At 59.9% G+C, this 10,516-nt stretch carries 12 protein-coding genes; 8 read left to right on the top strand and 4 right to left on the bottom strand.

Translation table 11 applies throughout. The annotated features are described in order from the left end of the window. Nucleotides 1-761 (bottom strand): glycogen/starch/alpha-glucan phosphorylase (locus DTF_RS21090; RefSeq protein WP_035055064.1); only part of this gene is annotated, 761 nt, incomplete at its 3' end. Nucleotides 762-1,031: 270 nt separating this feature from the next. Here DTF_RS21090 and DTF_RS24940 point away from each other — a divergent pair. The 7 genes from DTF_RS24940 (at nt 1,032) to DTF_RS0100350 (ending at nt 6,672) form a co-directional block, all read left to right on the top strand. Beyond that, on the top strand, nt 1,032-1,517 hold the full coding sequence (locus DTF_RS24940; RefSeq protein WP_051360589.1) for a hypothetical protein: 486 nt from the start codon (nt 1,032-1,034) through the stop codon (nt 1,515-1,517). 14 nt (nt 1,518-1,531) lie between these two features. Continuing rightward, the gene (locus tag DTF_RS0100375) at nt 1,532-1,924 is read left to right on the top strand and encodes an HMA2 domain-containing protein (RefSeq protein WP_027713722.1); all 393 of its coding nucleotides are present in this window, start codon (nt 1,532-1,534) and stop codon (nt 1,922-1,924) included. 96 nt (nt 1,925-2,020) lie between these two features. Further along, on the top strand, nt 2,021-2,440 hold the full coding sequence (locus DTF_RS21080; protein WP_035055062.1) for a hypothetical protein: 420 nt from the start codon (nt 2,021-2,023) through the stop codon (nt 2,438-2,440). Continuing rightward, nucleotides 2,437-2,661 carry a hypothetical protein gene (locus DTF_RS0100365; protein WP_027713721.1) on the top strand — a complete coding sequence of 75 codons (225 nt, stop codon included), beginning with the start codon at nt 2,437-2,439 and terminating at the stop codon, nt 2,659-2,661. Before DTF_RS21080 ends, DTF_RS0100365 begins: the two co-directional genes overlap by 4 nt. Then, complete coding sequence (locus DTF_RS0100360) at nt 2,661-4,724, top strand: heavy metal translocating P-type ATPase (protein ID WP_027713720.1); 2,064 nt, start codon at nt 2,661-2,663, stop codon at nt 4,722-4,724. The genes DTF_RS0100365 and DTF_RS0100360 overlap by 1 nt, the downstream gene beginning before the upstream one ends. Before the next feature lie 266 nt (nt 4,725-4,990). Beyond that, nucleotides 4,991-5,284 (top strand): DUF2325 domain-containing protein, encoded by a 294-nt coding sequence (locus DTF_RS0100355; protein WP_027713719.1) that lies wholly within the window; start codon nt 4,991-4,993, stop codon nt 5,282-5,284. A 284-nt stretch (nt 5,285-5,568) separates the two neighbouring features. Beyond that, on the top strand, nt 5,569-6,672 hold the full coding sequence (locus tag DTF_RS0100350) for an LbtU family siderophore porin (RefSeq protein WP_027713718.1): 1,104 nt from the start codon (nt 5,569-5,571) through the stop codon (nt 6,670-6,672). 123 nt (nt 6,673-6,795) lie between these two features. Here the strand turns inward: DTF_RS0100350 and DTF_RS26350 are convergent, their stop codons facing one another. From DTF_RS26350 to DTF_RS0100335, 3 genes are read right to left on the bottom strand one after another with little or no spacing between them, the layout of a single operon-like run. Next, entirely contained in the window at nt 6,796-6,948 is a 153-nt protein-coding gene (locus tag DTF_RS26350) for a hypothetical protein (RefSeq protein ID WP_155890627.1), read from the bottom strand. Between the two features lie 26 nt (nt 6,949-6,974). Further along, entirely contained in the window at nt 6,975-8,570 is a 1,596-nt protein-coding gene (locus DTF_RS0100340) for a DUF445 family protein (RefSeq protein ID WP_027713717.1), read from the bottom strand. Nucleotides 8,571-8,617: 47 nt separating this feature from the next. Continuing rightward, nucleotides 8,618-9,613, bottom strand: a complete 996-nt coding sequence (locus DTF_RS0100335; RefSeq protein WP_027713716.1) for a sugar phosphate nucleotidyltransferase — start codon at nt 9,611-9,613, stop codon at nt 8,618-8,620. 143 nt (nt 9,614-9,756) lie between these two features. On the opposite strand from DTF_RS0100335, the gene DTF_RS21075 reads away from it, so the two are divergent. Continuing rightward, a partial coding sequence (locus tag DTF_RS21075) for an Hsp33 family molecular chaperone HslO (RefSeq protein ID WP_035055059.1) occupies nt 9,757-10,516 on the top strand: 760 nt, incomplete at its 3' end.

Here is a 10,516-nt window from a genome sequence, read left to right as displayed (position 1 = left end):
GGGGCGGCGCCCCGCCACAGGCGCAGGGTGTTCACCGTCCCGTTGCGGTATCCCGGAACGGGATAGTCATAGGGAACGGCGAGAACGTCGTGGGTGTCGACCCAGCGTGCCCGCAGCTTGCCTCCTTCTCGGTTGAATTCGGTGCGGCCCTCGAAGCGGATGCGCTGGGTATATTCGGGACGCTCGACTTCCCAGGGGTTGCCGTTTCTCAGCCAGTGGTCCGGTTCCTCGACCTGGCGTCCGTCGGCGATCTCCTGCCGGAACATGCCGAATTCATAGCGGATACCATAGCCGGTGACCGGCAGCTGCAGGGTGGCGCAGCTGTCGAGGAAACAGGCCGCCAGCCGTCCCAGGCCGCCGTTGCCCAAACCGGCGTCCGGCTCGACTTCGGAGAGCTCTTCGAACTCCATGCCGAGGCACTGCAGGGACAGGGGGATCGTCTCGTCGAGGCCCAGATTAATGATGGCGTTGCCCAGGGCGCGCCCCATGAGAAATTCGAGAGACATGTAGTAGGCCTGCTTGCAGTCAGCCCCTTCATAGGCATAGCGGGTGTTTTTCCATCGTTCCATGAGCCGGTCCCGCAGGATCAGCGCCAGGGCGTCGTAGGCGTAATGGGCCGATCGGCAGTGGCGGTCCCGTCCCAGGTAATAAGTATAGTAGCGGCGGAAGTCATCGACCAGGCTGTGGGCATCCATCCCCAGGGGAGGGAGTTCCGTCAGCCCGGCCAGGGGAGTGCTTTGCTGAAGACTCTTCAGGGACATTTATTTGCCTCATGTTTTTAATTGGCGTAATGATTTATTCAGGTTAAGACCTTCTCAACGGCAGAAACACACCATTGAATTTGCCTTAAACCGTCGCACAATAGTATAACAGGTAAAGGGAAAGGGCAACTCTGCTCAAGCCATGTCATCTCTCCGCGTGAGGCGCGCTAGTAGGACGAAAATGAAAACGATAGTCATTTTTCTCTTGACAGGCGGCGGAGGAGAAAGTATTTATAATTCAGAATGGTGCCTATCGCAGGAGGAAAATGGATGGTGATCGCAAGCTGCATTGACGGGCGACTCAGGGTGCGGGACGAACTGCTGCGGAATGCCGCGGCGGCCGACGCAGTGCGCCGTGTCTTGCTGGCGGCTCCGGGAGTCCGGGAGGTTTCGGCCAACCCGCGGGCAGGAAGCCTGCTCATTATCTATCAGCAGGCGCAGACGACGCTTCGCAAGATTACGGATCTCCTGAATCGGTATCTCCTGCCTGAAAGGTCTGTTCCGGCGAGCCTGACTGAGAGATCTCCCACGGAGAGGCGTTCGCACGATCGTCGAATCGGCCCCCCGAGCCGGCGTTCGGAGCTTTTTCCACGGATCCGGCGCCAGGCGGTCAACCTCGGCATGCTGGCAGCCCTGCTGGTCAGCATGGCCGGCGCGGCCCTTGGCGCAAAAATGCTCCATATCGTTGTCGGGGTGGTTTTTCTCGGCGTACTTGCCATTCATCTGTTTGACAAACGGCGCTCTCTGCTAGTCTGAGGAGGCAACATCTCATGGCCCCTGTAAGTGTTTTGCCCGGCCGCCTGAGGCTGGAATGTGAGGCGATCAGGAACAGGCGGGAGATCTGCTCGGCCCTGGAGAACCGGATTCACAACTGCGCGGGGGTGGTCGAGGTTGTCGCCAGTTTTCGTACAGGACGCATCCTGGTCCGTTTCGACGAGCAGATCGTTGACAGTGTCCGGCTGGCCGGACAGATCGAATCCCTGCTGTCCGCCCCTGCGCCGGCCGGGGAGAAGGCCCCTGCCGTTCACGCCCGGGTGTCCAGCCCCGCAGGCGCGGTCTCAGGCCAAGTGGCCCGCCACCTGTTCTTCGACTTGGTCGCCCATGCCGTCCTCCCAGGTCCCCTGGCTCTTCTGGTGCCCGCAGTTTCGGTCCTGAGGCGCTGATTTGTGTTTTGCTACACGCCTTGACTTTCACTTAATGACTGGTAGCATTTCCGAATTAAGCAGTAATTACGGCAAATTGAGCAAGGAGGGCGAATCATGTCCGATGAGGAGAAGAAGGAAGATGAAGGCCGTCGTCCAGGCGGGCACGAGAGTAGAGAAGGTTACATGGGAGGCCTCCATATCGGCAAGCGGAGCCTCTGGCTGATGGGGGGCGGCGCCCTAGGCGCCCTGGCCGCTCTCAGCTTCGACAAGATCACCGGCAAGGTGCGGCCCGCCGCCGTCGGCGTGGTCAAGGAGGGCTACGCTTTCAAGGAATGGGCGGCCGGCAAGTTCGAGAAGGCCAAGGAGGATGTTGAGGATATCGTCGCCGAGGCGGTCTACGAATATCAGCGCGACCTGCAAGCCGGGGCCGATGCCATCAAGCGGGAGAAGGAGTTGCTGGAGAAGATCGAGAAACTCGTCGAGCAGCGGCTGGCCAAGATCAAGCCGGAGGAGAAAAAGGAGGGTCAGTCATGAGGGCGATGCACAAGGGCAAGAGATACCTGCGTTCAGGCCTCAGCGTCCTGCTCGGAGCCGGGGCCACTCTGGGCGGCTCCTTCCTGATTTCCCGTATCCGCGAGAAGCAGAACGTGGAAACCCGTCTTGACCGGCTTGAGCAGATGCTGGAGCAGGTCGGCCAAGGAAAAGAGGCGTCCAGTCCGGCGCAGAAAAAAGCGGCTCCTCGTAAGAGAAAATAGTGCAATTCCGAATCCTGCACGAGCTGCCCGGCCGGCTGCGGCTGAACCTGGAACTGCCTCTCCGGCCACCCGTCGACCCGTCCCAGGTCGAGGCTCACCTGCATGATCACGCCGGAGTCCGCAAGTCCTCGTTCAATCCCCATACCCGCAACCTGCTGATCCACTATGACGGCAGCGCCGCCACCCGGGTGGCGCTGCTGATCCGTCTTGAGGCGGCTCCCCAGCCGCAGGCGCGCCGCCGCCGTTCCCCTTCCGAACTCGACCGAAAGAAAAAGACTGTCGTCCGCTCCGGCACCTTGCTGGTGCTGCGGCCGCTGATCCCGCCGCCGGTGCGCCCGTTTCTCGCCATTGCCGGCGCCCTCCCCGTCCTCAGAAAGGGCGCCTCCGCCCTGGGTCGCGGTCAGGTCAACGTCGACGTTCTGGACGCCTCGGCCGTCGGCGCCGCCATGGCCACGCGCGACTTTCTCACCGCTTCGATCATCACCTTTCTGCTCAAGCTCGGCGACTACCTGGAGGAGTGGACGCGTAGACGCTCCCGCAAGCTCCTCACCGAAATGTTCCATGTCGAAGAGGAGTGGGCCTGGGTTGTGCGCGACGGTATTGAAGAGAGAGTCAATCTCGAAGAGATCCACGAGGGGGAAACCGTGGTGGTTCGAATGGGGAGCCTGATCCCCGTCGACGGTACCGTCCTGGAGGGGGAGGCGCTGGTCAACCAGGCCAGCCTGACCGGCGAGAGCCTGGCGGCGGGCAAGCGCCGGGGCAGCTCGGTTTATGCCGGTACGGTCCTTGAGGAGGGAAGCCTGAGGATTCAGGCGAAAAAGGTCGGCGCCCAGACCCGGGCCGCCCAGATGGTCAGAATCATCGAGGAAGGGGAGGCGCTCAAGGCCCAGACGCAGAGCCAGAGCGAGGCGCTGGCGGACCGCATCGTCCCGTATTCCTTTTGGCTCAGCGGCCTGACCTTCGCCCTGACAGGAAACCCGGCCCGGGCCGCCGGGGTGCTGCTGGTCGATTACTCCTGCGCCATCAAGCTCTCCACCCCGGTCGCCATCCTCGCCTCTCTTGCCCGCGCCGCGCAGCACCGGGTTCTGATCAAGGGGGGGAAGTACCTGGAGCAGCTCGCCCGGGCCGACGCCTTCATTCTCGACAAGACCGGCACCCTCACCGAGGCGACCCCGAGGGTGGCAGGGGTCCACGCCTTCGGCGGCTTCGATCGGGACTACCTGCTGCAGCAGGCGGCCTGCGTCGAAGAGCACTTCCCTCACCCGGTCGCGACCGCGGTGGTCAGGGAGGCGGCCGCTCTCGGGCTGCATCATCCCGAGGAGCACGCAGAGGTAGAGTACATACTCGCTCACGGTATCGTCTCCCGCCTCCACGGCCGGCGCATCCTGGTCGGCAGCCGTCACTTCGTTCACGAGCACGGAGGGGTGGATATGGCCGCGGCCGAGAAGGAGATCGAAACCTTCGCCTGCAAGGGACATTCGATCCTCTACGTTGGCATCGGCGGCGAGCTTGCCGGGCTCATCGCCATCCATGACCCGGTGCGCACCGAGGCCCACTCCTTCATCGAGGCGCTGCGCAGGGAGGGGATCGAAAGAATCATCATGCTCACCGGCGACAACGAGGCGACGGCCCGCACCATTGCAGAAGAACTCGGCATCGACGAGTACCACTCCGAGGCTTTCCCGGAGCGCAAAGTGGAGATCATCCGGCAGCTCAAGGCCGAAGGTTACACGGTGGCCATGGTCGGGGACGGCATCAACGATTCCCCCGCACTTTCCCACGCCGACGTCGGGATCTCCATGAAGCACGGGGCGGACATCGCCCAGGAGGCCTGCGACGTCCTGCTGATGGAAGGGACCCTGGCGGACATCCTGGCGGCCCGCCGGATCTCAAAGGAGGGGATGGGTCTCATCCGCGAGAATTTCCACCAGATCATCGCCGTCAACTCGGCGGCCATGCTCATGGCGGTCACCGGGGCCACCCCTCCGGTCTTTTCCGCCGCCCTGCACAATCTGGGTACCGTCGCCGTCGGGCTGCGATCTCTCAAGCCGCTGCGCCGGTAGGAGAATAGCGTCCGGCTCTCCACCATCGGGTCGTGGTTCTCACTGCTGCCTTCTTTAGACCCCCTCCCTGACAAATCGAGAACATGCTTCATTTTCCTCTTGACTCCCTCCGCTGTCTTCCTATAATTGAACACAATTATCAATTTCAATAGAATCGGATAGGGATAAGGTCCGAAGTGCCGTTCTGCTGGTGTTCGGCAGCGCTCAGGCTTTCGGGGAACCTGGAACATGGGGGAGAAGTAATCTCAAGACTCATAGGAGCTGTCATGTGTGTAGCTGTGATTGGTGGGATGGACAGGCTGCAGAAACATTATCTGAGCGAAGCCAAGAAATTCGGCATCAAGTTGGCCATTTTCAGCAAAATGAAAGCCGGCATGGCTGCCAGCATTCGACACATGGATGCGGTGGTGATCTTCACCAACAAGGTCTCGCATAATGCCAGAAACGAGGCGATTGCTGCCGCTAAAAATAACAATATCCCGGTCTTCATGTTTCACTCTTGCGGCCTGTGCACCTTGAGGGAGTGCTTCAATTGTCTGCAAGGCAACCAGCATCACTAATCCATAGATAGAGGCGGAGCCGCAGGATCAGCTCATGTCACACGGAGAGGTAACTTTATGGTTTCCGATGTGCTGAATCTCGGCGTTTTGCACCTTCTATCCCAAGGCACCGATTTACGAAACCCCTCAGGTATTTGGCTTGGCCCATACTTGAGAATAAAAATCATTTTCCACTTGACAGTTGCGACCGGTTCAGATATTTAAGTTGACGTCAACTTTCAAATTCATTTCGATCGGCTGATCTTTACAAAGATATTACAAACGGCTTAGGAGGATGTGTCTCAATGAAAAAGAAGACCACTCTGTCTAAAGCAGCCCTGCTTATGGTCGGGCTGCTCGTCTCGGCTGCCCCCGCCTTCGGCGTGCATCCCGAGGAGCGAAGTGATCTGGAAAACCTGCGAAAGCGCATCGAGGCGCTGGAAAAGGAAAAGGCGGAGGAGCCGCTGCTGATAGAGGCGCTTTCGAAGAAACTGCGCTTCAGCGGCCTGCTGGAGCTGGAGGCCGCCTATGCCAGGACCGAAGGCGGCGACGAGTCTAGCGATCTTGCCCTGGCCACCGCACAGCTGGGCGTCGAGGCGTTGATCAATGACTCCATTTCCGGCCACATCATCCTGCTCCACGAGGAGGGAGAGGACCAGTCGGTGGTGGTTGATGAGGCGGTGATCACTCTCGGCTGCTCCAGCAGCTTTTGCCCGGGCGATTTCAGCCTCGCCGGCGGCAAGATGTATCTGCCCTTCGGCAAGTTCAACAGCCACTTCATCAGTGACCCGCTGACCCTCGATCTCGGTGAGACCAACAATACAGCCTTATACGTCGGTTGGGTCGTGGCCCAGCGGACCGATCTCAAACTCGGGGTCTTCTCGGGGGAGAGCGATACCTTCGGCGACAACGATACCATCGACTCCTGGGTCGCTTCACTGGAGGGAACCCCCTTCGAGGGCCTCACCCTGGGCGCCTCCTACATCAGCGATCTGGCCGAGAGCGACATCGGGCTGGTGACCGACGCCGATCTTTACCGCTCCAGTGTACCCGGCGCGGCGGTCTACCTCAGCGCGGCCTTCGGCTCCTTCACCCTGGAGGGGGAGTACGTGACGGCGACCCGGAGCTTCGATGCCCCGGTGGTGGCTGCGGGTGAGGACCTGACGGGAAAGCAACCGAACGCCTGGAACTTGGAGCTGGCGCTGGTGCCAAACGACCGCTGGGAGGTGGCGGCAAAGGCGGAAGGGGCAAAGGATTTTCAGGACGATCTGCACCGCTACGGGGCGGTCGTTTCCTACGGACTCTTCCAGAACACCGTGGTCGGCCTGGAGTACCTGCTGGGGGATCAGCGGGAAGGAGACGAGGAGCGTTCCCACACGGTCACCGCCCAGCTCGCCTTCGAATTTTAGGAATATAAAATCATTCTCCTCCCCCCCGTAAAAAGAGGGCGGCGCCGATGGCGCCGCCCTCTTTCAGGAAATCACAGCAGAGATTGAAAGGGAAGAGATTTGAGGGGCAGGACGGATCGTTCGTCAGGGCAAACGGTCCGCGATCCTGTCGGCCAGCGCGGCGATATCGTCGCGGCTCCAGCCCAATTTCTGGAGCTTATCGGCCAACTTGGCAGCCAAAAAGTCGAAATCCTTCCTTGCCACCGCTTTCTCAACTATTTTCAGGGTGATTGCCATATCTTTCTCCATTGGTTTTTCCGCCATCAGACCAGGAAGAAAAAAGCAAGGTTGAGCAGTCCGATGAAGAAGCCGAGCAGAGCGCCAAACAGGTTGATGTATTTGAACTGCTCCTGCATGATGCCGAGCAGCAGTCCCTCCACCTTGAGAATATCGAGAGAATTGACTTTATCCGTCACCATCTGCCGGACGTTGAGAGTTTCCACCAGGGGAGGAACTTCTCGCTTGAGCAAGTCCGCAAATTGACTGAAGAGAGCCGTTTCAATTTCCTCGACCAGGTCGGCGGGAATACGTGTCGAGAGTTTTCCCAGCGGCCGGCGCAGCAGCCGCTCCTCTGCCACATTGCCAAGCATCCGTTCGACAAACTGACGGGATTCGCTGGAACGGAGCGCGGCCAGGATCCGAGCCTCCATCATTTCAAACGCCCGTTCCACGCCGTCCGGAGTAAGCACATCATTCAGTATTACCCCGAAGGGCCGATCCTTGAGTTTCCCCAGGCCCTGTTCGAAAGATGCCAGCAGATACTCCGCCGCTTTGCGGCTGCGAAGCGCCTTGATGGATTGGTTCCGGACGAACCGGCGCACCTCGGCCATTTTTTCGTAGGGAACGCCCTCAAGAAAACTGCTGACCGAACGGTCCAGAAGAGCTTCGATTCTCTCCCTCAGGATTCCAGCGACCTGTTTCTGGGTTCTTTCTTCCCTCAGGTATTTTGATATCTCCTCGCTGGCCTGATCGAAGAATTCCGGCAGCCTGGAATTGAGTTTATCGATGTTGAGGAAGCCGGAAAGTATGCCCGCGAAACCCTGAAGGGAATCGAGGAACTTGTCGATCCCGGCCCTGGCCCTCTGTGCCAGCTTTTCCCGGAAGACGGGATCATAGAGAAGTCCGCTGAATTTATCCAATAACGGAGGGATTTCCTTTTCCAGCTGTGCAAAGAGAATTTCCACCAGGTCCGCCGGCAGAAGTTCACGAATGGGACGCTGCGACTGAACCAACTCCTCCATCTTGCCGTCGATGAAGGCGGCAACGGCCTTTTCCACCTCTTGCGAATGAAGAAGGGCGGTGAGACGGTCATCGAGGTGCAGACGCAACGACTCATAGCGCTCGGGTGTGAGAAAGCTCTCCAGGTCCCGGGCAAGGAGTTCGCTCCCCCTGTGCCGGAGAAATCGATGCAGAGTCTCTTCGAAACCTGGGCTTTCGAGGGTGTCGAAAATAATTCTGACACCCCTCCAGCGCAACCAGTCGACAAAGTTTTGGAATCGATCCCGGTAAGCGGCCGGAACCAGCGTATCGACCGCTCCCAAATCACGATCAAGAAAAGCCCCGAGCTTCTCCGCCAGCACTCCTTGCAGTTCCCGTCGAAACCCATCCCGCTCCAATGCCCGGCCGACATCCTCGGAGGTCAGCAAATGGCTGCCGACCATATCGCCCATCTTTTCGGCCAGCTCGAAGCGTTTGGCGGGAATGATCCCCGGAGTAAGGGGGAGGCGCACTCCGAGCATCCGCCATGGTCTCAGGGGGCGGAAGAGCATGCGGATGGCGATATAGTTGGTGATATAGCCGATGAACGCCCCCAGAAAGGGAGGGATGAGATAAGGAAGGAGCCATTCTATTTGTGTCATATACTGCTACCGTGTCCTTGAGGTCCGGAAGTTGAGATCCTCGAAAATCAGCCTTCCATTTCGATGAGGGAATGGTCTCCGATGTTCATGTGCCGTGGCGAGCCGATGAGCTGCACCGAGTCGCCGAGGATGGAAGAATGCATGATCATGTCGCGGACCTGGGTATTGGCGTTGATGATCGAGTCCTTGACGATGCTCTCCTCGATGACGCAGCCGGGCGCCACAGAGACGTGGGGACCGATAATGGAGCCGCGGATGACGGCGCCCTCGCTGATATGAACCGGCTCGATGAGCACCGAATTGAGCACCTCTCCGTGGACGTAATGCCGCCCCCTCAGCAGGTAGCGATTGGTGTCCAGAAGGGTTTCGGGCTTGCCGCAATCGAGCCAGGCGTCGATTTCCGGGGCTCGAAACTTCTTGCCTTCCCGGATCATGCGCATGAAGACCGAAGGGAGAAAGTATTCCCCCTTCACCGTCTCGCCGGCGATGATGGTCTGGTCCAGGTAGTTCATGAAGCCGCGGCCGTCCTTGAGATAGTAAAGGCCGACCTGAGCCAGCCGCGAGACCGGAGAGTCGGGCTTCTCCACCATGTCGACGATGTACCCCCCGCGCACCACGTTGACCCCGAAGCGCTGGTAGTCCTCCACCTCTTTGGAATAGATGAGGCCGTCACAGTCGGCGCACAGCTGAGGGATGCGCTCCAGGTCGGTGACGAAGATGGTGTCGTTGAAGACCACCAGCACGTCGTCCCCCTCCTGGATGCTCGGAGCGGCCAGGAAGACGGCGTGCGCCGGACCGAGCCGTTCCTTCTGTACCACGTAGGTACAGGGAAGGTCGGGAAACTTGGCCGTCATAAAATCCTCGATCTGCTGGCCGTTATCGTCGGTGATGAAGATGACTTCCTCTGCCTGCATCGCAATCAGCCGGCTGATGATATGTTCAAGGACGGTCTTCCCCGCCACGTGGACCAGGGATTTTGCTTTGGTGTGGGTATGAGGCCGCAAACGGGTTCCTTTACCCGCCACCGGCAGAATGATTTTCATTTTTCCTCCTGTGCAATGGTTCTTGTCAGATTGGGGGGATTTTCGATAGCATACAGCAACCGCGGCGCTTTGATGCCAGTGGTAAATAATAACTGTATTTTCATGACAGGACAAGCGAGCTGCGGCCTGTCGAAGGAGCTTAAATGAAGGACCATATGATCCGCATTCTCTCCCGGGACGGTTCCCTGCGTGCCTCCTCTGCAGTCACCACCACCCTTGTGGCGGAGATCTGCCGCCTCCAGGGCGCCGATCCCACGGCAGCCGTCGCCCTGGGGCGCCTGGTAACCGGAGCCGCCCTGATGGGAAGCCTGCTCAAGGGGGAGCAGCGCCTGGCCGTCATGATCGAGGGGAACGGGCCCCTCCAGAAGCTGCATGCCGAGACCGATGCCGCCGGTCATGTACGGGGCTCGGTCAAAAACCCCGTCTCCGGGCTGCCGCTGCGGGACGGGGAATTCGACGTCGCCGGGGCCATCGGCAAGGCGGGATTTCTCCACGTCATCAAGGATCTGGGCCTGAAAGAGCCCTACCGGGGGATGGTGCAGCTTTATCGGAGCACCGTGGCAGAGGACCTGGCTTACTATTTTACCACCTCGGAGCAGACCCCCTCGACGGTGGCACTGGGAGCGTATCTGGAGCCGGACGGCAGCATATCGGCGGCGGGGGGATTCGTGGTCCAGGCCATGCCCGGCGCCGATGAGACCACTCTGTCCCTAATGGAGGAGCGCCTGCTCGCCCTTCCTCCCACGACCACCCTGCTGCGGGAGGGGTTGGGGCCGGTGCATATCCTGGAGCGAATATTCGACGGCATCCCCTTCACCATCCAGGGGGAGACGGACCTCTTTTTCCGCTGCAGCTGCAGCCGAAGGCAGGTGCAGCGGATGCTTCAGGCTCTTGGCGCGGAGG

This window comes from Desulfuromonas sp. TF, assembly GCF_000472285.1.
Taxonomy (GTDB): Bacteria; Desulfobacterota; Desulfuromonadia; order Desulfuromonadales; family ATBO01; genus ATBO01.
Note: the sequence above shows the minus strand (reverse complement) of the source record. Positions and strands in the feature narration are given on the sequence as shown.